General features: G+C 60.9%; 18 protein-coding genes. 14 read left to right on the top strand and 4 right to left on the bottom strand.

The annotated features are described in order from the left end of the window. Positions 1 to 157: 157 nt before the first annotated feature. Positions 158 to 1,069 (bottom strand): MBL fold metallo-hydrolase, encoded by a 912-nt coding sequence (locus tag SHEL_RS02950; RefSeq protein WP_012797768.1) that lies wholly within the window; start codon positions 1,067 to 1,069, stop codon positions 158 to 160. A 180-nt stretch (positions 1,070 to 1,249) separates the two neighbouring features. Between SHEL_RS02950 and SHEL_RS02955 the strand changes: the two genes are divergently transcribed. Further along, a complete protein-coding gene (locus tag SHEL_RS02955; RefSeq protein ID WP_012797769.1) occupies positions 1,250 to 1,624 on the top strand; it encodes an EF-hand domain-containing protein in 375 nt (124 codons plus the stop codon). Positions 1,625 to 1,730: 106 nt separating this feature from the next. Here the strand turns inward: SHEL_RS02955 and SHEL_RS02960 are convergent, their stop codons facing one another. Then, positions 1,731 to 2,246, bottom strand: a complete 516-nt coding sequence (locus SHEL_RS02960; RefSeq protein WP_012797770.1) for a gamma carbonic anhydrase family protein — start codon at positions 2,244 to 2,246, stop codon at positions 1,731 to 1,733. A 242-nt stretch (positions 2,247 to 2,488) separates the two neighbouring features. Here SHEL_RS02960 and SHEL_RS02965 point away from each other — a divergent pair, with 242 nt between their 5' ends. The 13 genes from SHEL_RS02965 to SHEL_RS03025 all read left to right on the top strand — a co-directional run bounded on the left by SHEL_RS02965 (position 2,489) and on the right by SHEL_RS03025 (position 19,607). Beyond that, entirely contained in the window at positions 2,489 to 3,538 is a 1,050-nt protein-coding gene (locus SHEL_RS02965) for an inorganic phosphate transporter (protein ID WP_012797771.1), read from the top strand. A gap of 274 nt (positions 3,539 to 3,812) precedes the next feature. Next, the gene (locus SHEL_RS02970) at positions 3,813 to 5,021 is read left to right on the top strand and encodes an NADP-dependent isocitrate dehydrogenase (RefSeq protein WP_050749512.1); all 1,209 of its coding nucleotides are present in this window, start codon (positions 3,813 to 3,815) and stop codon (positions 5,019 to 5,021) included. A gap of 300 nt (positions 5,022 to 5,321) precedes the next feature. After that, a complete protein-coding gene (locus SHEL_RS02975) occupies positions 5,322 to 6,359 on the top strand; it encodes a hypothetical protein (protein ID WP_012797773.1) in 1,038 nt (345 codons plus the stop codon). An 87-nt stretch (positions 6,360 to 6,446) separates the two neighbouring features. Continuing rightward, positions 6,447 to 8,003 (top strand): helix-turn-helix transcriptional regulator, encoded by a 1,557-nt coding sequence (locus SHEL_RS02980; protein WP_012797774.1) that lies wholly within the window; start codon positions 6,447 to 6,449, stop codon positions 8,001 to 8,003. 41 nt (positions 8,004 to 8,044) lie between these two features. Beyond that, on the top strand, positions 8,045 to 9,970 hold the full coding sequence (locus SHEL_RS02985) for a UvrD-helicase domain-containing protein (RefSeq protein WP_012797775.1): 1,926 nt from the start codon (positions 8,045 to 8,047) through the stop codon (positions 9,968 to 9,970). 347 nt (positions 9,971 to 10,317) lie between these two features. Then, positions 10,318 to 13,329: a molybdopterin-containing oxidoreductase family protein gene (locus SHEL_RS02990; RefSeq protein WP_012797776.1), complete on the top strand. Its 3,012-nt coding sequence runs from the start codon at positions 10,318 to 10,320 to the stop codon at positions 13,327 to 13,329. Between the two features lie 17 nt (positions 13,330 to 13,346). Next, complete coding sequence (locus SHEL_RS02995) at positions 13,347 to 13,973, top strand: 4Fe-4S dicluster domain-containing protein (RefSeq protein ID WP_012797777.1); 627 nt, start codon at positions 13,347 to 13,349, stop codon at positions 13,971 to 13,973. Between the two features lie 3 nt (positions 13,974 to 13,976). Further along, positions 13,977 to 14,888 (top strand): DmsC/YnfH family molybdoenzyme membrane anchor subunit, encoded by a 912-nt coding sequence (locus SHEL_RS03000; RefSeq protein WP_012797778.1) that lies wholly within the window; start codon positions 13,977 to 13,979, stop codon positions 14,886 to 14,888. Between the two features lie 178 nt (positions 14,889 to 15,066). After that, positions 15,067 to 15,999, top strand: coding sequence for a hypothetical protein (locus SHEL_RS03005; RefSeq protein ID WP_012797779.1), 933 nt, complete (start codon positions 15,067 to 15,069; stop codon positions 15,997 to 15,999). After that, positions 15,992 to 16,744: a TorD/DmsD family molecular chaperone gene (locus SHEL_RS03010; RefSeq protein ID WP_012797780.1), complete on the top strand. Its 753-nt coding sequence runs from the start codon at positions 15,992 to 15,994 to the stop codon at positions 16,742 to 16,744. Before SHEL_RS03005 ends, SHEL_RS03010 begins: the two co-directional genes overlap by 8 nt. Positions 16,745 to 16,810: 66 nt before the next feature. Further along, positions 16,811 to 17,482, top strand: coding sequence for a 4Fe-4S dicluster domain-containing protein (locus SHEL_RS03015; protein WP_050749513.1), 672 nt, complete (start codon positions 16,811 to 16,813; stop codon positions 17,480 to 17,482). Between the two features lie 2 nt (positions 17,483 to 17,484). Next, complete coding sequence (locus SHEL_RS03020) at positions 17,485 to 18,384, top strand: 4Fe-4S binding protein (RefSeq protein ID WP_012797782.1); 900 nt, start codon at positions 17,485 to 17,487, stop codon at positions 18,382 to 18,384. A gap of 17 nt (positions 18,385 to 18,401) precedes the next feature. Next, entirely contained in the window at positions 18,402 to 19,607 is a 1,206-nt protein-coding gene (locus SHEL_RS03025; protein WP_012797783.1) for a 4Fe-4S binding protein, read from the top strand. Positions 19,608 to 19,788: 181 nt separating this feature from the next. Here SHEL_RS03025 and SHEL_RS03030 read toward each other — a convergent pair whose 3' ends face one another. Both SHEL_RS03030 and SHEL_RS03035 read right to left on the bottom strand, forming a co-directional pair. After that, complete coding sequence (locus SHEL_RS03030) at positions 19,789 to 20,160, bottom strand: hypothetical protein (protein ID WP_012797784.1); 372 nt, start codon at positions 20,158 to 20,160, stop codon at positions 19,789 to 19,791. 19 nt (positions 20,161 to 20,179) lie between these two features. Further along, positions 20,180 to 21,457 carry a 4Fe-4S binding protein gene (locus tag SHEL_RS03035; RefSeq protein ID WP_012797785.1) on the bottom strand — a complete coding sequence of 426 codons (1,278 nt, stop codon included), beginning with the start codon at positions 21,455 to 21,457 and terminating at the stop codon, positions 20,180 to 20,182. Position 21,458: the final 1 nt, after the last annotated feature.

Raw genomic sequence — 21,458 nt, forward strand, 5'->3', positions numbered from 1 at the left:
TTCAAACTGCACGCGCGGGGTGCGCCGAGGCGCGGGAAGCCACTTCTCACGATGTGTGCTTCAAGCCGCGCACGAGGGGAGCGCGAAGGCGCTGCCTCAGGTGTCGGCACAAATTGTTACGAAGGCTGCGCTTCGGGTTGAGGCACGGGCTTCGGCGTTACCGTTGGCCCTGGCGTGCGATGACCGAGAACCCGTCGAAGAAGTACTGGACCAAAACCTCGGGGTCGCCCCAATAACCCCATTTCGGGTCGCTGAGCGGTTCGCCTTGGATGACGCCGTCGTGCACCGCCTGGAGAGCCTCGCGCAGCACAGGGATGGCCTTGGGGTCAACCACGAAGTCGTTGTGCGAGGCGTATACGGTTTTGACCTGCGGGAACTTCTGCTCGAGCATGCGCAGCGACTCGATGTAGCCCGCAATGTCCGAGTGCCCCATGAAATCGTTGTCGAACTCCACGTAGATGGCGGCCAGATACACCATGTCGCCGCCGAACAAGATATCGTGGGTACGGTCGTACAGCATGAGCGAGTCCTCCGTGTGTCCCGGCGTGTAGACCACTTCGATTTCTCGTCCTCCCAGGTCGAAGACGTGCCCGTCGGCAACCGGGCGGACGCGGTAGGGCCTGACGCAGAACGTGTCGGGATCAAGGCCGGCCGGAAAGTCGAACAGGAACATGTCCGGGTCGGTCTGGTTCGCCAGAAACTCGTGGGGGATGCCCGTCGCGGCCTGCTCCGCCACGCCCGGCGCGTCGGCGGCCAGCACCTCGGGGAAGCGCCAGTTGTTGCCTGTGTGGTCGAAGTGGCGGTGGCAGTTGATCACCTGGAGAGGCCCCTGGTAGAGCTCGTCCACCACGGCCTTCACGTCGCACATGCCCAGACCCGTGTCCAGCAGCAGCGCCCGATCGTCGCCCACGATGAGGAACATGTTCACTTCCTGCAGATGCTGCGGCTCGCAGATGGCGAACACGCTGTCCGGCAGCCGGTAGCATTCGAACCAGCCCGCGTCGTGTTCGATGGCGACGCGCTCGTATTTTGCGTAGTACGGCCGGCGTTCCGGTGTTCTCCATTTCATAGGTGCTCCTCTCGATGGCGCCTCAGCCAGTGTAACGCTTTCCCTTACCAGACCGCGGCGGAAAAAGTTAGTAAACGTTGGTAAACGTCGCCGATTGTTTGTTGAATCATCTGCAATAGCTGCTTGATTAGGCGTAAACTTATAGGCGTCAGTTATCCGCCCTTCGTGTTAGGAGAGACCATGGGAATCATCGATAAGGCCAAAGCTGCTCTCGACGCTGACGGCGACGGTAAGATCACCGCTTCTGAGGTTTTGGGCAAGGCTGCAGACGTCGCTGCAGATGCCAAGGAGAAGGCAGTTGCCAAGGCTGGCGAGGTCAAGACGAGCCTGGACGCCAACGGCGACGGCAAGGTTTCTCTCGAAGAGGTTCAGGAAGCTGGCGGCGAGGCCGTTGACCGCATCGGCGACAAGATCGAAGACGTTGTTGACAGGATCACCGGCGAAGCAGCCGAAGAAGCCGCAGAGGATGCAGCCGAGGCTGAGGCCGAGGCGGCAGCCGCCGCAGCCGCAGCAGAGGCAGCGGCCGCCGCAGCAGCAGAGGCTCCGGCCGAGTAGTTTCACCAACATACAAATATATGTACGGGGCCGCGATTCGTCGCGGCCCTTTTTCGTGCTGCGACGAGGTCGCAGGTTGCGCATAGCGCGGCCGGGTCGCCTGCAATCAGCCGATGACGGGGCTTTTCGCGTACTCGTAGGCGTCTTCTATGTACATTTCGGCGTTGCCTTCTTGGGGGCGTTGCCCAGGCGTGAGCGTCTTCTTGATGACGCCGGGCACGCCGGCAACCAGCGAGTAGGGCGGAATGACCTGATGTTGCTTCACCAGGGCGCCCGCCGCGATGATGGACCCTTCGCCAACCACGGAATAGTCCATCACAATCGCGCCCATGCCCACGATGACGTCGTCTTCGATGGTGGCGCCGTGCACGACGGCGCTATGGCCGACTGTCACGCGCTTGCCGATGTTCACCGGCGCATCGAAATAGGAGTGCAGCATGGCAAGGTCCTGGATGTTGCTCTCGTCGCCAACAGTGATGGGAGCCACCTCGGCGCGGATCACGGCCCCGAACCAGACAGAACTGTCCTTGCCCAGGTGCACGTCGCCGGAAACGGTCGCGTTCTCAGCGACGTAGGCGGCCTGCCTGACGTCAGGCCTCATGCCTTTGTACTCGATGATCATCTTGGTTTTCCTTCCCTAAAGCCTCGTATCCACATAGGGTAGCAAGTATTCCAGCGCCTTGTCAGTGTCGTGCGTCGTACGGTCAGGTAGTGCGGCGTTCTTTTTTACGATACGGCTGAAATCCTTGCACGCTAAGTGCCCACAATACGCAGGAGTAGTGATAAGATTTTGTGTGCGATTCTTTATCGCCCTGCAATGTGCGTGGCGCAGGCGTAGTCGTCAACCGTCGGATGGAAGAACTCATGGACCTCTCATTTGCTGCGTTTATCGGCCAGATGGCACAGTACCCCTCCTTGGCTGTCATTCTCGTTCTTGTTATCGGTGTCACCATCGTTTCAGGTGCAACCGACGCGCCTAACGCAATTGCCACCGCAGTTTCCACCAGGTGCATGAAGCCTACAACGGCGCTTATCACGGCAGCCATCTTCAACTTCGTGGGCTTGGTGGGTATGACCTACATCTCCACGGCAGTCGCAGGCACCATGTTTGGCATGGTGAATTTCCAGGGCGATACGCACTTAGCATTAATGGCGCTTGAGGCGGCCATGATAGGCTCAATCGGATGGGGCTTCGTATGCTGGTTCTTCGGCATCCCCGCATCCAAGTCGCACTCGCTGATCGCCGGCATCACCGGCGCGGCCATCGCCCTCAACGGCTGGGCTGGCGTCGTTCCCAGCGAGTGGGTCAAAGTCCTCTACGGCATGGCGTTCTCGCTGATCGCCGGTTTTGCGTTGGGCTATTTGGCCGTCAAACTGGTCGAAGCCATTCTGAAGAACTTCACGCGCCAGATTGCTGACAAGACCTGCGTCGTGTTCCAAAACATCTGCGCCGCCGCATTGAGCTTCCTGCATGGTGCCCAGGACGGTCAGAAGTTCATGTCCATCGCCATGATGGGTATCGCTATGAGCTTCGGCATGGGGGCCACTGGCGATACGCAGTTCCCGATGTGGCTCATGGTCATCTGCTCGCTGGCCATCTCCTTCGGTACGCTGATCGGCGGCAAGCGCATCATCAAATCCGTCGCCATGGAAATGGTGAGCCTCGAGAAGCATCAAGGCGTCGCGGCCAGCGTCGGCACGGTCGTCACGCTGCTGGTTTCCAGCCTCACCGGCATGCCGGTTTCCACGAGCCACTGCTCCACGTCCTCCATCATGGGCGTCGGTGCCGAGAGGAATCCGCGCGAGGTCAACTGGGCCGTTGCCGGCAAGATGGTCACCGCATGGGTCATCACGTTCCCGGCTTGCGGCATCATCGGCTTCATTCTGGCCAAGATTTTCATGACGCTGTTCTAAGAACCGTCAACACACCGCATGCAAGGGCGTCGCTTCGGCGGCGCCCTTTTCGTTATGAGGCGGATCTGCGGGTTGGCTTCCGAGGTCGGCATCTGTTTGCAGCCACGAGACCGTTGGGCCCGCCGAATTCGAACCTTCGGGTGCTCGTGGCGCAGCCGTGGAAAGTTGTGGAAGTGTGCTCCGTTCGGCTGGAGTGCGGGTACAATGAAGCGATTCGATTCGAGTGCCGGCGTTTGACGGCGCCCCGTTCGTTCTGATGCGTTAGGAGAACCGCATGACTAAAATTCAGATGAAAACGCCGCTGGTCGAGATGGACGGCGACGAGATGACACGCATCCTCTGGCAGATGATCAAAGATGACCTCATCTGCCCGTTTGTCGATTTGAAGACGGAATACTACGACCTGGGCCTGGTACACCGCAACGAGACCGACGACCAGGTCACTTTCGATTCGGCCGAAGCCACCAGGCGTCTGGGCGTAGCCGTCAAGTGCGCCACCATCACGCCGAACGCCGCCCGCGTCGAGGAATATGACCTCAAGCAGATGTGGAAGAGTCCCAACGGCACCATCCGCGCGGCGCTGGACGGCACCGTGTTCCGCGCGCCCATCGTGGTGAAGGGCATCGAGCCCTGCGTGCGCAACTGGAAGAAGCCCATTACGCTGGCCCGTCACGCGTACGGCGACGTGTACAAGAACGTTGAGATTCGCGTGCCCGGCGCCGGCAAGGTCGAGCTGGTCTATACCGGCGAAGACGGCACTGAAATCCGCGAGCTGGTGCACGAATACGCAGGTCCTGGCGTCGCTCAGGGCATGCACAACCTGGATTCGTCCATTGAAAGCTTCGCGCGCAGCTGCTTCAACTACGCGCTGGACACGCATCAGGACGTGTGGTTCGCCACAAAGGATACCATCTCCAAGAAGTACGACCACCGCTTCAAGGACGTGTTCCAGGAGATTTTCGACGCCGAGTATGCCGACCGCTTTGCCGAAGCGGGCATCACCTACTTCTACACGCTGATCGACGACGCCGTTGCCCGCGTCATGAAGGCTGAGGGCGGCTTCATCTGGGCGTGCAAGAACTACGACGGCGACGTTATGTCCGACATGGTGTCGAGCGCCTTCGGCAGCCTGGCCATGATGACGTCCGTGCTGGTGAGCCCTGCGGGCGTGTACGAGTACGAGGCCGCCCACGGCACGGTGCAGCGCCATTACTACCGCCATCTGAAGGGCGAGGAGACCTCCACGAACTCCGTGGCCACCATCTTCGCGTGGACGGGTGCCCTGCGCAAGCGCGGCGAGCTGGATGAACTGCCCGAGCTTTCGGCATTCGCCGACAAGCTGGAAGAGGCCACGCTTGCCACCATCGAGAGCGGCCGCATGACGAAGGATCTGGCGCTGATCACCAGTCTGGAAGACGTGCAGGTGCTCAACAGCCGCGAGTTCATCGAGGCCGTCGCCGAGGAGCTGAAGACCCGCCTGTAGGCGCTTCTGCAAATCATGGTTCGAACGGGGCGAAGGGGAATCAACCCTTCGCCCCGTTGTTGTTTTGGGGCAAAGGACCGCCCCCGTTGTTCCAATGATAAACTACCCGTGTGAAATGGGAAAACGAAAATTCAGGGTATTTATGCGATTGAAAAACCCGCCGCTTGCCATCATTGTTCAAGGTGCCGTAATGCGTGACACCAGCAATTTCGGGCATCCTGTTTTCCCTATCACGCTCTGTTGTTGCTGCGGTGCACGCCATTGACGCATGAAAGAACACGTTTGAAAGAAGGAGGTTCCATGGGCCTGAAGAAGGGGGTTGCGAGCGTAGCCTTGGCGGCCACCGTGGCTGCATGCCTTGGTGTGACCGCCGTGTACGCGACTGACGATTATGTCCCCACGACGCTGGGCAACAGCGCGTATACCAACCAAGTCGATCCGACAAACGATGTCATCGTAGCCGGCGTAAAGTACGTCGGAAGCATTTCCAGCCAGAACGCCGAGTCTACGGCTGAGGGCGCGGGCCTTGACATCGCCATCGGCGAAGCCACAGACACCACCACTCCGGTCGTGCTTACCAACAAGACCGGACAGGACATCACCGGTTTCAGCTACCGTATTTCTACGGAGACGTCGTTTCCTGCCAACATGCTCGGCTCCGCCATCGCCGCGGATGCCCAAGCCTGTTGGAACCTTGACGAAGGGGCTTATGACGAATACGAAACCACGAACGCAAACGGCATCACGGTTGTGAAGCCCGTAAGCTACACTATCCAGGCAACGCTGTCGGACGGCTCGACGGCCGAGTTCCATGACGTCAACATGAACGGCGTCAAGACGCTGTCGCTGTGCTACTCGCAGGAATACAGCGTCTATTTCGTCGAGCGCACCACCATCACCAACCACACGCCCGACCCGACGCTGTACTATGAAGTCAGCCTGGCCGGCGAAGACGCCAACGCCGATGAGCTTGATTTCCATGTGAACTCCTCGGGCCGCATGAATGCCGACAAGCAGATCACCGCTATCCGCGGCGGCGGATGGGACGAGGGCGTTCCGTCGTTGGACGAGCTGATCGACATTCCCGATTACGGCGTATATGTGCCGCTGTACGGTGAGCCGAGCCTTGAGTACACGGACGGCTTGTACGAGGGGCTGTATTGGAATGCCGACCTGCTGCCGTGGCGCGGAACGAACGGCGTTGCCGGAACATGGAACGAGGCCGAGCCGCCTGAAAACGCCGGGGAGTACGGCGGGACGGAAGATCCCAAAGTCGATTACCATCCCGGCATGGACGAGGGCGATTGGCAGTACGTAGAGAGCGGAACCGCCGACTAGATTCGCCGGGCGGTGTGAGCCGGTGTGTGCGGATGCCGGCCTGAAGAACGAAATCCGCACGAATAGCTGGCAAGGGGGGCCAGTGATATGGCTGAAGTAGAAGCCCAAAAGGCCTTTTCGGAGGCATATGCGAAAGCGCGCAGCATGGACGAGGCGGCGCTTTCGCACCCGTCTATGGACAAGGATCCTGTTACGTGGACGGAAGTCATCAGGAGTTTTCATTTCAAGCGTCTTAAGGAAGATGCCGGGCTTGTCGGCGCCTTGGGATTCGGATGCATTCAGGCGTGGTTGTTCCTGTCGTGCTTCGCGCCTTCGCGCTTTATGGGAAGCATCTGGGTAGGAGAGTACAGCGCTATGCGCCAGTTGATGACGTTCGCCTGCTATTTGCTGACGTCGTGCCTGTTCGCAGAGGTTATTACGGCGCGAAAGCCCATGGTGCAAGCTTCGGTTCTGACGATTGCGGCGGCGTTGGCGTCGTTGTCGCTTTCCGGTTCGCTCTTCGCGGGCGCAGGGTCGGAAGTCATCGGCGCTTTGGCAAACGTAAAATGCATCTTGTCCGGTTCCGCCATGGGCTATTGCCTGGCTTTATGGGCCCGCCACTATGCGGCCACCGGCAACCACGAAACGCTCCGCATAGGAGAAGGCCTGATGACGTCCGTTCTGGTGGTCGCGGTCTGCCTGTTGGGTTCGAGGTTCGGCATCGTGTCGAGCGTCGTGCTGCCTCTGGTGACCTTGGGTTGTTTGCATTGGGGCCTTCGGCTGAGCCGCAATGCCGCGAAACCTCCTGTGCAAGAGAAGCCCGCATCCAAGAACGACGTGCCCATGCCGCCGTTGCCGTGGCGCCTGATGCTGGGGTTGATCGCCCTCGGGTTGGGGTACGGCTTGTGTTTGGGCTATTCGGAATCCACGGGAAGCTACCCCCCATCCATCGTGTCGGTATGCTTGGCGGTCAATGCGCTTGTCGGCGGCATCTTGGTTGTGTACGCGGTGCAGACGGGCAGCAATTTCGGATACTCGGATGCGTGTGCCGTCGTTCTTCCCCTGGCTGTATTCGGGCAATGCTGGATTTCGACGTTCCAAAACGAACTGCTTCCGGTTGCTGCGGCCGCGATGCGCGCCGCTTTCTTGCTGTTCGATTGCCTGCTGTGGCTCCAATTGCCCAAGGTGTATGAACGAACCGGCACCCTGAAGGTGTTCTTCCTGCTCAGATTCTGTCTCGAGGGCTCCATTTTCCTGGGTTTGAGCTTGCGCGTGCTGACTTTCGCATCGACCGACATCCTGTTCAAGGTCGTCTCCGTAACGGCATGCGCCATGCTGCTGAGCGCCCTCATGCTTACGTTCGCCAACAACGAGGTCAGCAACGTCTGGGGCTTCATGCCGGTGCCGGTCATGGTGGGCGGACGCTTCAGCAAGGCCTGCCAGCAGGTCAAAGGGGACTACGGGCTGACCGCGCGGGAATACGAGGTCATGCAGCTGGTCATGCGCGGGCGCAACGGAACGTTCATCCAGGACAAGCTCGTCATTTCGCAAAGCACGTTCCAGACGCATATGCGCAACCTCTACCGCAAGCTGGACATCCATAGCAACCAAGAGCTCATCGACCTGCTTGAAGAGTACATTCAAAAGGTGGACGACCGGCAATAGCCCCGCGTCTCCTCAATTCAATACAGAAAGGTGGTCGTACTGTGGTAGAGAATACGTACGACGACATCGTCGAAGCTGCCGCCTGCTCGCAGGCGAGCTATATTCATATCCTGGGCGGAGGCTCCACGGGGAAAAGCCTTGCTCTGGCCCGGCGCGCCAAGCATCTGCTGGATGAGGGGACGCCGGCAAACGACATCCTCGTGTTTTCGGCAACCCCGTCTGCCGCCGACGCCATGCGCGACTCCTTGGATCGCCTCGGCGTCAAGCAGGTGCGGGTCACGACCCTGGCCGAGTTTGCGCGCGAAGTGCTGTCGACTCCCGAGGTCGAGGCCTTGACCGGCCGGAATCCGCGGTTGCTTTGCGACTTCGAAGAGCGCATTCTCATGGAGGACATGAAGGTGGTGGGGCTTAAGTCCCGCCGTCTGGCGGAGATGCTGAAATACTTCTATAAGCAATGGACCGTCCTGGGCGACGAGCGTGAAGGCTTCATCCAGGGCAGCGAGGAAGACGGCGTGTACGCCACGCTTTGCGAGAATCTGAGGCTGCGCGGAGCCATGCTGCGCCAAGAGCTGTCGAATGTGGCGGTGAAGTTCTATCGCGACCATGCCGACGCCGCCGATGCGTTCCGCGTCCCGCATGTGCTGGCGGATGATGTGCAGAACCTGAATCGCGCATCCCAAGAGCTGCTGGAGCTTATCGCCACGAAAAGCCTGGCGGTGGCGGGCAACGTGAACGCCCAGGTCCCGACTACCGAGCCCTATCCGGATGCCGGGCATTTTTCCGACTTCGGCATGCGTCATTTCGAAGACGGCTGCGAAGCCTACGTGCTGCCGCAGGCGCTGAACGTTCCCGCCTGCACGACCTCGATGGCCAACGCCTTGGTTGTGAACGGCGGTTTGGATACGGCGACGCTGGCGGCGCTTCCTGCGGATACCGAAGGAGACGTCCATTTCGTCGAATGGACCCATCCCAACGACGAGTTCTTGGGCATCGCGCGCTATATCAAGCATCGGTTGGCGGATGTCGGGCACCCCGTTCATCCCCACGACATCTTCGTCGCCGTCCCGAATGCCATATGGGGTCGCGCCCTGGCGAAGGTCCTGAACGCCAACGACATCAAGACCGACCAGGTTGTCAGCTACAACGCGCTTACCGGCGACCCGCGCAAGCTCGATCGAAGCGTCGCCCTGCAGGCCTATACGCGTCTAGGCTTGGCCGCTGACCCGACGGACGCCGTGGCATGGCGCAGTTGGTTCGGTTTCGGGGACTACCTCACCAACTCCAACCATTGGTTCCGATTGGAGAGATACGCCCAGGAACAGGGCCTCGGTGTGCTGGAGGCTTTGGACCGCCTGGCCGGGCAGGAAAAACCCGAGGTCGAAGGCATCGAAGTGCTGCTGAGGCGCTATGCCGACGGGAAGGCCTTCGTCGGACATGCCCGGGGAAAGCAGGGGTTCGCTCTGCTCAACATGTGCGCCCCCGTACGCGGCGAGAAGCTGCCGGCGGAGTTCATGGCGCTGTTGGAGCCGGTGGAGGGCATGGAGTCTGCCGAACAGCTGCTGGCCAAGGCGAATTCCCGGCTCGAGAACCGATTCACCGATCTGGACGCGGTCCGCATCGGCTTGCCGCAGATGGCATGCGGCATGTCCTTCGACACGGTCATCCTCATGGGTTGCGTAGAGGGGTTCTATCCGGCTGCGAAAGCCCTGGGGGTGGAGTTCGACGACGAGCGCCGTGCCGAGATGCAGCGTGCGGAGCGCAGGCTTTGGTACGCCGCCATGACGAAGGCGCGCTACGGGTTCGTCGCGTCCACCATCCAGAAGGACGAAGCGAACACCGCCGCCAGCTTGGGGATGCATGCGCATCGGATCAGAATGGAAGACGGCCGGAGCATGGCCATCCTTTCGCCGAGCTGCTACCTTGCCGAGATGGGGGATGCCGCTCCAGGGTTCCAATCCCGGATTTAGACGATACCCAAACGTTTGCACGGGTCGCATATGCGGCCCGTTTCTTTTTGCCGGCAGCCGTCGGCGCCGTTGCGGCCCGACTTCGCCAAGATATCGAAAATACCAGGTAAAAAGTCTATCACGTAAATTATGCGATTACCGGGGAAGGCGGTTTCGAGGCAATTTCAGGGGGTGTATGCGATAGATTTCCGCTTTCCGAGGGCGTACTTTCAGCCTGGGGAAAACAGAAGAAGCAAGGGGATTCCAGAAGCTTCAGCCTGCCGAATCAATCCGGCGTGGGGGCACGGATCGCAGAGCAAAGCGTATGGCATCTCAGGCAATCAGCCACTAGAAGAAAGGGGGAGTGCATGCTTGATTCCACGCTGTCCAGACGTTCATTCTTCAAGATCGCTGCCGCAACGGCAGGAGCTGCTCTTGTGGCATCTGAAGTCGAAGCAACGATGTTCGAGAATCCTGAACTGGCACATGCCGAGGAGGAAATCGACGTCAAGGTCATCCACTCCACGTGCCGCGGCTGCGGCAAAATGGAATGCGGCAACCTGATCACCGTCCAAAACGGGCGTGTCGTGCATATCGAAGGCGACCATCGCGCCGTCGCATCCCGCGGCAATCTCTGCGTCAAAGGACGTGCTGCAACGCAGGCCCTGTACCATCCCGACCGCATCCGCTATCCTCTCATCCGCACCACGCCGAAGGGCGAAGACCCCAAATGGAAGCGCGTGTCGCACGATGAGGCCATTCAATATATGGCAGACGGCTTCAACAGCGTCATCGAGAAGTACGGCCAGCATTCCATCAAGTGCCTCCACGGCACCGGCCGAATCACCACCTACGCCACCGAGGCGTACCCGACTTACCTCATCCAGACCGCGAACACCGGTTCTCCCGCAGGCGTCATCTGCAAGGGTCCGCGCCTGTCGGCGGCAGCCATGATCTGCTTCCCGGGCGCGCATTGGTGCAACCTCATCGACGGCCAGAAGGTCAACTTCCAATGGGGCACCAACCAAGAGGTCTCGAACTACGACAACTCCTGCCGTGTCACCGTCGACGAGCACGTGAAGGCCGAGACCACCATCCAGGTCGGCCCCCGTATGCAGAACCTCGGCAAAGAGGCGGACATCTGGATCGACCTGCGCCCCGGCACCGACGACGCCGTTGCCTTGGGCCTGCTGCACCAGGCCGTGTTCAACGAGAACTGCCATCCGGACATGATGTTCGTCAAGAAGTGGACCAACGCCCCCTTCCTGTATTGCGAAGACATCGAGCCTAGCGGCTGGACCTGGTCCAAGTGGGGCGAGCCGGAAGGCAAGCAGGAGATGGGCTCCTACCCGCTGGACATCCGCACCCGCATTGTGAAGGAATCCGACCTGGTCGAGGGCGGCTCCGTGCGCAAGATGGCCTATTGGGACACCAAGTCCGACAGCCTGCAGTTCTTCGACACTGAAAAGTGCCTGTGGGAAGGCCAGACCGAATACCAGTACCCGGACCTCGAAAAGGACTGCGTCGAATACAAGGGCGGCATCCTGGCCACCGACCCCGGGTTCCCCGTGGACATCGACCCTGCCATCGAAGGCACCTACGAGATCACGCTCAAGGACGGCACCAAAGCCACCTGCGAGCCCGTCTGGGAAATGTTCAAGCGTCACCTGGAGCCCTGGACCCCGGAGCACACCTCCGAGATCACCGGCGTTGCTCCTGAGAAGTTCGTCGCCGCGGCTGAAGCGTATTGCGAAGAGCCCGGCAAGGGCGGCATCGTCTTCAACCTTCCGCTGGAGCATGCAGGCAACTCCATCCAGACCTCCATGCTGCCGCTGATCCTGTCGGCCCTGATGAACAACATTGACTCTCCTGGCGGACAGCGCGGCTGCGAGAACATGTTCTTCACCATGGACACGTTCTTCCAGTATCACATCCCCTGGTCCAACGGCACGCTGGACCCGGTGGAGCAGGCGAAGGTCGTCGGCGGCGACCGCTTCCCGCTGACCCCGTTCTTCCAGATGGTCGGCGGTGCGGCCCTGTATCACGATCCCATCTCCGCCGCTGAGGCCATCCTGTACGACGACCCGTATCCCATCCGCGCCATGATCTCCAATTCCGGCCAGCACTTCAACTCCGGCAACGCTTGGCAGAACTGGCAGGCTTTCGAGTCGCTGGACTTCTTCGGCGGCTGGGAGCTGTGGCACAGCCCCACCATCGAGCTGGCCGACGTGGTCATGCCTTCGGCCCACTTCCTGGAGGTCAGCGTCCTGCGTTACACCCAGGGTGGCGAAGGTGCCATCGGCGCCCAGGTCCAGGCCGTAAAACGCCAGGGCGACGCCTCGTGGGACTCCGCAGACATCTGCTGCGAGCTGTCCAAGGCCATGGGTTACGAATACTGGCCGACCCAGGGCAAGCCGATGCCCCAGTGGCCCGACAAGTGGATGAAGCCGTGGCCGACGGAGAAGGATATGCTCGACATGTCCGTGTTGCCGATGAGCCCCGACCTTCCCTTCGACATCGCCGTCCCGGCTCCCGACGGAACCATCCTGCGGGCCAAGGATTGGCAGGATTACGTGGACCAGTACCAGACCCACAGCCAGTGGAACCTCAAGGAGATCAGCCCCTTCGGTTACTATTACCGCTTCCAGTGGGGACACTTCCGTCCGCGTCCTGCGACCGATCCGACGGCTCCCTACGTGCCCGGCTTCAACACGCCGACGGGCAAGTTCGAGATCCTTTCCACCATCTTGGAGTCGTATCACGGCAAGAACACCCGCTGGCAGGAGGCTCCGGGTTCCTACAACGGCATCCCAGGCTACCGCGAGCCGGTCGAGTCGCCGTTCAGCTCGCCCGATCTGTACAAGGAGTACCCGATCATCCTGACTTCCGGCCGCCGCAACCCGCTGTACTTCCACAACGAGGGACGTCAGCAGCCTTGGCTGCGCGAGCTCACGCCCTGCGCGACCTTCCAGATCCATCCGGATACCGCTGCCGAGCTGGGCATCGAACAGGGCGATTGGTGCTGGATCGAATCCAAGCGAGGCAAGATCCGCCAGGTCGCAGACCTGTTCTACGGCATCCGCCCCGGCACCATCGAGTGCGACCACCAGTGGTGGTACCCCGAGCTGTCCGCACCGAAGCACGGATGGGACCTGTCCAACATCAACGTGCTGGTCAACATGGACCACGAGTCCCAAGACCCCATCTGCGGCACCTGCAACTGCCGTGGCTACCTGTGCAAGGTGTACAAGGCCACGCCGGAGAATTCGCCCTTCGGCAACCCGTGTCCTTGCGACGATGACGGTACGGAGATCATCCACAGCGCCACCGATCCGCGCCTGAAGGAATGGCTGCCCACCTACGAATACGAAGTCGTGTAGTCGAGAAAGGAGCGATAATGACTCAATATGCGGTCATCACCGACCTCAACCGCTGCGTTTCCTGCCTCAACTGCTGCGTTGCCTGCAAGGAAGCAAACGATGTGCCTATCGGCAACTTCTGGATCAAGATCCTGCGCGTCGGGCCGAATCCCAAGACCGAGGATTCCGTCTATCCCGATGTGGAGATGTACTACCTGCCCATCAGCTGCCAGCACTGCAAGAATCCGGCATGCGTCGACGTGTGCCCCACGGGCGCCTCGCACCGTACGGAGAACGGAACCGTGCAGATCGACCACGACAAGTGCATCGGCTGCCAGTTCTGCGTCATGGCCTGCCCTTACGGCGTCCGCTACCTCAACGAGGAAGAGGGCGTGGTGGAGAAGTGCACCCGCTGCTACCAGAAGACCAACGAAGGCGAGCTGCCTTCTTGCGTCACGTCCTGCGGCGGCCGTGCCCGTTGGTTCGGCGACATGGACCTGGGCTACGAGGACTTCAGGGGCTCCCTGGGTGCCGACGGCCAGCCTCTGCGCTTTACCGACACCGATTATGTCAAGCCGTTTGAGGAGAGCGACGTCTACTCGTTGCCGGATTCCGGCAACGGGCCTTCCGACCGCTTCATCCTCCGCAACAGGACTTGGAGGTAGACCATGGATCTTCAGTGGCCTCTCATTATCTTCACCCTGCTGCTGTGCATGTCCGGCGGCATGATGGGCTTCCAGGGATGGCTTGCCCTCAAGGGTCAGGGGACCCGCAAGTTCCATCTGATCGCCTCGCTCGCCGGTCTCGTCGCGCTCGGCGTCGGCGGCTTCGCATCCTTCCTGCACCTGCAGCACTGGGAGCGCATCTTCAACGGATTCGGCCATATCACCTCCGGCATCACCCATGAGATGATCGCCGTCGTGGTGATGGCGCTGGTGTTCGTCATCGAGCTGGGCATCCTGTGGAAGAACCGCGAGAACGGCGAAGAGGGCCAGGTGCTGCCGAAGGCGCTGGCCGTCGTCGCTGTCGTGGTGGCCCTGCTTCTGGGCTTCGTGTGCGCGCATTCTTACGACATGTACGCGCGTCCTGCCTGGGGTAACTTCGCTTTGTATCTGTATTACTATGCAAGCGAGCTCATTCTGGGCGCCACAGGTCTGTGGCTGGTGGCTTCGGTGACCAAGCAGGACCTCGGCATCAACAGGAAGCTGGCGCTGGCCTCTGCCGTCGCGGGCGCCGTTTCGGCGGTCGTGACCATAGCCTGCGTGCTCTACATCAGCACCATCGACGTCCCGACCGTGGGCATTGCGTTCTACACCATCGACCCGACCGCTCCGGCGGCCGATCCTGCCGGCACGCTGTCGTCGCCGTTGAGCGGCGCGAACGCACCGTTGTTCTGGCTGGGCGTCGTCATCATCGGATCGCTGGTGCCGGCCTTGGCAGGCTTCTTGGCCGCCAAGAAGGAAGGCCTTGCGAGTGCTGCGGCGCTGCCGGCTCTTGCCGTGATATGCGCCCTGGCCGGCGGCATCTGCTACCGCGTCATCCTCTACGTCGTAGCCATAGCCGGATACGTGTACTTCTAAGATCTTTCTCCTCTCATTGCACGGGGGCGGTCCTCCCTCCCCTCTAAACCGCCCCCGTGCAACCGATCTGACCGTCTTCTGTTCTGTCTTCTGAGCGGAATAGGCTGCGCCCCCACTCGTCCATATTCAGCAGCCTGTTCTTCTCAGGAAACAGGATATCGAAAGGGGGATTGCACATATGGATACTGATATCCGAGATTTCATCATCGAGGACGACCTGTTCGATCCGTTCATGGACGAGAACGAAGACGACGACCGTGCCGAAATCGACGAAGAACCTGAAACGCCGCTGATCGGCGAACCGTTGGACGAATGGAAGAAGCCCGTTGAGGACTGGCGCCCGGCGCAGGTTCGCATCAAGGACCTGTTCGAGGAGATGCCCGGCCAGAAGCGCATGATGCTCAAGATCATCGATTACTGCCGCGAGGAGCGTACGGGTGAGGAAATGGACGTCTTCACCAACGACCTCAAGCAGTATTGCTACAGCGTGTATTCGCCGGTCGTCTTCCGCGAGCTGCTGGAAGAGGCGGGCGCCATCGAATACATCAAACCCGACGAGCCGGAAGGTTCGCAGGACGCCGCCCAGTCGGAAGAAAGGGCCCAGGCGGGCGGGGAGCTGCCGGAAGAGGCGGTATCGCCGCATCGCGGAGACGTCTACGGCACGCTGCCCGTGGATGACGAAAGCACCCTTGTTCCCATCGACGGGGCCGACATCGTGCACGAGAGCTACATCGAAGGCGACGAGGAGATTCAGATGGACTTCCTGGAGATCACTCCGTGCGAGCCGGGCACCTGGAAGGCCACGGAAGCGGGGCTTGAGGCCGTCGATTCCATGGACGACCTGGACGGAACCAAGGAACTGCTCGGCAAGGAACCCAAGTATCTGGATATCTACCATCAGATTCTCGACTACTGCCAAGACGAGTACGGCCGGTCATCCAAAGAGATCGACAAGCTGGTCAACGACAGCCCGCTGCTTGAGGAGCCGCGTCGCTATTCCGGGTATTTCGTCAGCCGTCTGGAGAAGCAGGGCGCTCTTGAATGGCGCAACGGCTGGTTCGTGACCGAGGTAGGCAAGAAGATTATCGAGGAGGCGGCTGCCCATGTCTAAAGAGATCAACCTCGTCTCGGTGATGGAGGGCCGTCTGGCAACGTACAGCATGCTGGCCCGCCTGTATCGCAAAGAGGTCGACCAGGCCTATTTGGATAAGATGCTCAAGATGCGCTGCCCCGTGAACACCGGCAGTACCGATGTGGACACGGGTTACCGCCTGTTCCACAAGTATTTGAGCGGCGTATGGGAACGCACCATGGAGGATTTGGATCGCGACTACCTGCGCACGTTCATCGGTGCCAACACCACGGGGCATTCCGCAGCGTATCCCAACGAATCCGTCCATACGTCCCAGGACCGCCTGGTCATGCAGGATGCGCGCGACGAAGTGCGCGCCATCTACCGTGCGGCAGGCCTCGAGAACTCGGAGGACTGGAACCAAGGCGAGGACCATATCGCTGTGGAGCTCGAATACATGGCGGTTGAGACGCGCCGCGCGCTTGCAGCGCTCAAGGAGGACGACCTGCTTACTGCTTCTCGCGAAACGATGCGCCAGTACAACTTCCTGCGCGACCACCTGCTGTCGTGGGTGCCGTTCATGGTCAACGACATGCTGAAGTTCGCCCAAACCGATTTCTACCGCGCATTGGCATATCTGACCCGCGGCTTCCTGGATGTGGACCGCGATTTTCTGGAGAACGTGCTGCAGGAGGAGCTTGAAGCGGAGCGGTTGATGAAGGGCGGGGAAGACAGGGATGCATCGGTCGAATCCGCGGAAGGCGAAGGAGAGCCTGCTGCTTAAGGAGCCGGGCGCCATGGACGTTTGCGGGCTTGGAGCCCACAGGAATGCTGAAGGGGGATGTTGCACATGCAGGAAGCCGGATCGTTCGGCCGTCGCAGCTTTGTTGCGGGGGCCGCAGGATGCGGTGCAATGTTGGCGTTGGGCCTTGCCAAGTTCGCACCGGAAGGGGATATCTGTCGGCCCCCAGGAGCTCAGGACGAGTCCCGGTTCATCGGTGCCTGCGTGCGCTGCGGAAAGTGCCTGGAGGTGTGCCCGAACGGCGTAATCACTCCTGCGACGATTGAGGACGGCATCGTCTCCATACGTACCCCGAAGCTGAATTTCTCCCGTTCGGCATCGCAGCTGCACGGGAAATTGGGCTGGTGCGACCACTGCGCCGAGAACAACGACGGCATCGCCAAATGCGCCGAGGTGTGCCCGTCGGGCGCCCTGAGCCTGGATGACGACTCGTCCTTCGACACCATGAAGCTCGGCATCGCCTATATCGAGCGCGATTGGTGTCTGGCCTGGATGCTAAAGGGGTGCACGCTATGCAAGAACGCCTGCCCCAAGGATGCCATCTATTTCGACGAGCACAACCGTCCGCATGTGGACGAAGAGGGCTGCAACGGCTGCGGAAGCTGCGAGCAGGCATGCGTCAGCCTTGAGAGCGTGTCTTTGGGCGCCGGCGACCGTTCCGGCGATATCCGCGCCATCAAGATCTACCCCGTGGGCTGGGAACCGAAGGAGGACGAATAATCATGAAGAAGATGAAGACGTCGACCCTTCGCGGTTTGGTGGTGTTGGCCGTCACGCTGGTCATCGCGGTGGGATACTTCACCCATATGGGTATCGGAAACCTGAGCGGATTCGGGTTCGACGTGTTCTCCGTGCTGTGTCCTTTGGGCTATCTGGAAAGCCTGCTTGCCAGCAGGACCTTCGTTCCGCGCGCGCTTATCTCGTTTGTCGGCGTGTGCGTGCTCGTGCTGCTGCTGGGCCGCGTGTTCTGCGCGTGGATCTGCCCCATGCCGCAGCTGCAGCGCTTCATCCCCGGATTCAAGGCGAAGCAGAAAGCCCAGGCGGCCGCCGAGGCCCATGCGGCCCGCGCCGACCTGGCATCCGACCCGTCCGCCAAACCGAACCGATTCAAGCTGGATTCCCGTTTCGGCGTGCTGGTCGGGGCTTTGGCATCTGCGGCCATCTTCGGATTCCCCGTGTTCTGCCTCGTATGCCCTGTGGGCCTGACCTTCGCAACGGTGTATCTCGTCATGCGCCTGTTCGCTTTCGGCGAAGTGACCTGGACCGTCATTGCGGTGCCGTTGGTGCTGCTGGTCGAGGTCGTGTTCTTCCGCACCTGGTGCTCGAAGTTCTGCCCGCTGGGCGCTCTCATGTCGCTGCTTTCGGCCGGCAACCGCACCCTGCGTCCCACCATTGACGACAAGGCGTGCCTGCATGCATCAAAGGGCGTGAAATGCTTCGCCTGCTCGAAGGCATGTCCGCAGCACATCGACATCCGCAGGCCCGATATCTCCGAAGCGGCGCTGAGCGATTGCACCAAGTGCCGCGAGTGCGCGGACCATTGCCCGGCGCACGCCATTACCTTCCCGATCCTGCCGCAATCGCAGGGGACCGTCGAGGCGAAAGCCGAGGTCAAGCACTAAGGCGGTGTTGAACATTGATGAAATGGGTTGAAACGGATAAGCACAGCGTGGCCGATGAGATGGCCGCGCTGTCTGCGCTTGCGAGTTTCGGCTTGAGCGTGTACCCCGAGCGGTGCGTCCGCGTGCGCAACCGCCATTCATCCTGCAGCAGGTGTGCCGATGCCTGCACGTCCGGCGCCATTTCGCTGGAACACGGCGAATGGAGCATGAACCCCGACCTCTGCGTCGGGTGCGGAACCTGCGCGACTGTATGTCCCACCTGCGCATTGGAGGCGCAGCATCCAAACGATACGATGCTGATGGCTTCTGCCATGAAAAGCGCCCGGGCCTGCGAAGGCGAGGCGGTGTTCGTCTGCCATAGGACCATGGAACGCCATCCGGACATCGATTCCGACAAGGTCTGCCAGGTTGTGTGCTTGAGCCGCCTGGAGGAGACGTTGGTGGCTACGTTGTTCGCCCAGGGCGTGAAGCGTGTGGCGGGCGTGCATGCGGACTGCGCGAACTGCCCGCGCCACCAGGGAATCAAGAGCGCGCACCTCGTGAAAGACACGATGTCGGCCATTTGTGAAACCTGGGGTATCGACGCCCGTCTCGTTTTGACAGACGAGTTGCCTTCTGCGGCTTTGCGGGATGACGGGGCCTTTCCGGCATCGGATGATCCGGACGGAATCGATTTGAGCGCGTACGTGGCCGCGCCGGATCGCGATCAGGCGATGGCAGAAGGATCGAGCGTTTCCCAAGTGGATGGACGCATCAAGGCGAGCTACGTGCCCGCCCATGTCATGAAGGACGGCACGCTTCCGCATTTCGTGCCGTCGCGTCGGCAGAGGCTGCTTGACCAGCTGGCGACCTTCGGAGAGCCGGTTGCCGACGAGCTCGATTGCCGATTGTGGGGGCATGTCGTCATCGATTTCAATGCATGCAAGTCCTGCAAGATGTGCGCTGTGTTCTGCCCGACGGGGGCCATCTGCAAGTATCGCGACGAAAACGGCGTGGCGGGCATCGAGCACTATGTGGCCGAATGCGTGCATTGCGGGCTCTGCCAGGACATCTGCCCTGCGGGCGCCATCAAGAGCGTGACCCAGGTTCCCGCCAAGCAGCTTGCGCATGGCGAAACCGAGCGGTACTGCATGCCCGATCCCGAGTGGTGGACCGGCCCCGACCAGATCCTGCGCAGGATGCGGCCTCAGATTTCAGGCAATTCCGTATCCCACAGTTACTGACAGACGCGCTCGGCTTCGCATCGGGGAGGCATGACGCGTTCACCGGGTTGCCGATGCCGCCGACGGCATCGGTGCTCGAAGGAAAGCCCTGCCGCACGGATTCCTCCTGCGGCAGGGCTTTCCTTCGTGTTTTTGCGTTTTCAGAGCCGATGGCGGCGCTCCGCACCCGGGTGGACAGGGGTTATGCGCTCTTCAGATAGGATACGAGGGCTTGGTAGTCGGCTTCGAGGTCGTCGAGCTCCGCTACGGCAGGCAGGCATTCCTCATCGAGCTGGGCCAGGATGTCGCTCATCTTCATGTACAGCCCGCTGATGGCAAGGTTTCCGCACAGGGATTGGAAAGCACGTCCGGCCTCGGCCGCTGCAGCCATGTCGACGGTCGCCTCGTCACCTTCGCCCTGGGGGACCAACGCCGCCTTGAATGCGGCATAGGCCTCGTTATTGGTGAATTTCCGCAGCTCGCGGTCGTATGCGACGCTGTCGTTGCCGAAGTTGATCGCGCCTGTGCCGTAGCTTACGCCGAGCTTCAAGATTTCACGTCGAGAGATTGCCATAACGGCCTCCTTTCCTTTGTCAGCACCATATGTAGGGGCTGTCGATGAGCTTCTTCATTGAGTTCCGAATGGCGTCCGGTCCGCCCTTCTCATCGTAGATGTTCTGCATGTCGGTGACTTCCGTGTAACCGTCGACGAGTTCGGCCGTGGGCACGGTCGCATCCAATCTGACGGCGTGCTTCGGGCAGATGGCCGCACAAGTCCCGCATTGCACGCACAGGCTGGGAGCATGTAGCAGCTGGGTCCTTTTGGCGAAAGGATTCGCGAAGGCGGGTTTGTCCTGGGCGGTCTGGCTGGTACGGTTGGGATTGGACGGGGCCCGGTAGAGTTTGGCCGGCGCGGCGGACGGGTTCTCGTCGACGCGTTTGGCGATGGCCGCAGTTGGGCAGAAGACCGCGCACATCTGGCAGCCGTTGCAGAGGTTCTGGTCGATGGTTATCCTGCCCATAAGGCGGGTGGTCACGTCGGGGAGTTCGGGGTCTCCGAGCTCGGCCAGGGCATCCTGGAGGAGCTGGCGGCGCCGCGGGTAGAAATGGGGCAGCGTTCCGTCTTCGGCTACGTGTTCGAACTGGGGTTTCTCCACGTTCCGGTTGAACGTGCGCTCGATGAAGAAATCGGCCGTTTCGGCGGCAGAGGTCTGCAGCGCATCCTTCACGCCTAAGAACACCTCGCGGCGCCGCGCGTCGTAGGTGCGGTCGGTCTGCAGTCGGCAGGATTTGGGAAAGGTGCCGCCGATGCGTACAGGGATGGTGTAGCCCCATGCTTTGAGCAGGGCGGATGCATTGAATGCAACCTGGTGCGCCACAGGGGATCCTTCCGTGTATTCGCATTGCTCGCATTCGCCTTCGACCAGGCGAATGGACGTTGCGCCAGCCGCGGCCAAAAGCACCAGGAGGCTTTCGTCCAGGCGGCCCAGGCAGGCTACCTGCACAATGGTATCGGGGTCGACGGCATGGCGCGCCCGGTTGGCCATGGGGGCGCAGGTGAACACGGCCCGGCCTCCGGTGCGGTCCATCACCTGTTTTGCCGCTCTCGCGATTTCGAGGTCGTCAGGGTTACGCGGGGCTATGGCTTCGGTCGGGCAGACTGTGGCGCAGGTTCCGCATCCGATGCATTTCTCGGCGTCGATGGCGATGCGGTTGTCATGGGTGTTGATGCAGCCCGATACGCATGCGGCGGCGCAACGATTGCAACGTGCATTGCGATTGCGGACCATGAGGCATCGTTCGGCCGTGATGAGAAGGCTTTGGCTCTCGAGGCGCTCGAGCAAATCCATGTAGTCCGATACGCTCGACATG

Origin of the sequence: Slackia heliotrinireducens DSM 20476, from assembly GCF_000023885.1 — a bacterium.
Lineage (GTDB): Bacteria > Actinomycetota > Coriobacteriia > Coriobacteriales > Eggerthellaceae > Slackia > Slackia heliotrinireducens.

Coding starts and splice junctions, on each gene's coding strand:
- SHEL_RS02980 (WP_012797774.1), top strand. CDS start 6,447: ATGGCTGAAGTAGAAGCCCAAAAGGCCTTTTCGGAGGCATATGCGAAA.
- SHEL_RS02995 (WP_012797777.1), top strand. CDS start 13,347: ATGACTCAATATGCGGTCATCACCGACCTCAACCGCTGCGTTTCCTGC.
- SHEL_RS03020 (WP_012797782.1), top strand. CDS start 17,485: ATGAAGAAGATGAAGACGTCGACCCTTCGCGGTTTGGTGGTGTTGGCC.
- SHEL_RS02960 (WP_012797770.1), bottom strand. CDS start 2,246: ATGATCATCGAGTACAAAGGCATGAGGCCTGACGTCAGGCAGGCCGCC.
- SHEL_RS02955 (WP_012797769.1), top strand. CDS start 1,250: ATGGGAATCATCGATAAGGCCAAAGCTGCTCTCGACGCTGACGGCGAC.
- SHEL_RS02965 (WP_012797771.1), top strand. CDS start 2,489: ATGGACCTCTCATTTGCTGCGTTTATCGGCCAGATGGCACAGTACCCC.
- SHEL_RS02950 (WP_012797768.1), bottom strand. CDS start 1,069: ATGAAATGGAGAACACCGGAACGCCGGCCGTACTACGCAAAATACGAG.
- SHEL_RS03015 (WP_050749513.1), top strand. CDS start 16,811: ATGCAGGAAGCCGGATCGTTCGGCCGTCGCAGCTTTGTTGCGGGGGCC.
- SHEL_RS03010 (WP_012797780.1), top strand. CDS start 15,992: ATGTCTAAAGAGATCAACCTCGTCTCGGTGATGGAGGGCCGTCTGGCA.
- SHEL_RS02975 (WP_012797773.1), top strand. CDS start 5,322: ATGGGCCTGAAGAAGGGGGTTGCGAGCGTAGCCTTGGCGGCCACCGTG.
- SHEL_RS02990 (WP_012797776.1), top strand. CDS start 10,318: ATGCTTGATTCCACGCTGTCCAGACGTTCATTCTTCAAGATCGCTGCC.
- SHEL_RS03030 (WP_012797784.1), bottom strand. CDS start 20,160: ATGGCAATCTCTCGACGTGAAATCTTGAAGCTCGGCGTAAGCTACGGC.
- SHEL_RS03005 (WP_012797779.1), top strand. CDS start 15,067: ATGGATACTGATATCCGAGATTTCATCATCGAGGACGACCTGTTCGAT.
- SHEL_RS03035 (WP_012797785.1), bottom strand. CDS start 21,457: ATGTCGAGCGTATCGGACTACATGGATTTGCTCGAGCGCCTCGAGAGC.
- SHEL_RS03025 (WP_012797783.1), top strand. CDS start 18,402: ATGAAATGGGTTGAAACGGATAAGCACAGCGTGGCCGATGAGATGGCC.
- SHEL_RS02970 (WP_050749512.1), top strand. CDS start 3,813: ATGACTAAAATTCAGATGAAAACGCCGCTGGTCGAGATGGACGGCGAC.
- SHEL_RS03000 (WP_012797778.1), top strand. CDS start 13,977: ATGGATCTTCAGTGGCCTCTCATTATCTTCACCCTGCTGCTGTGCATG.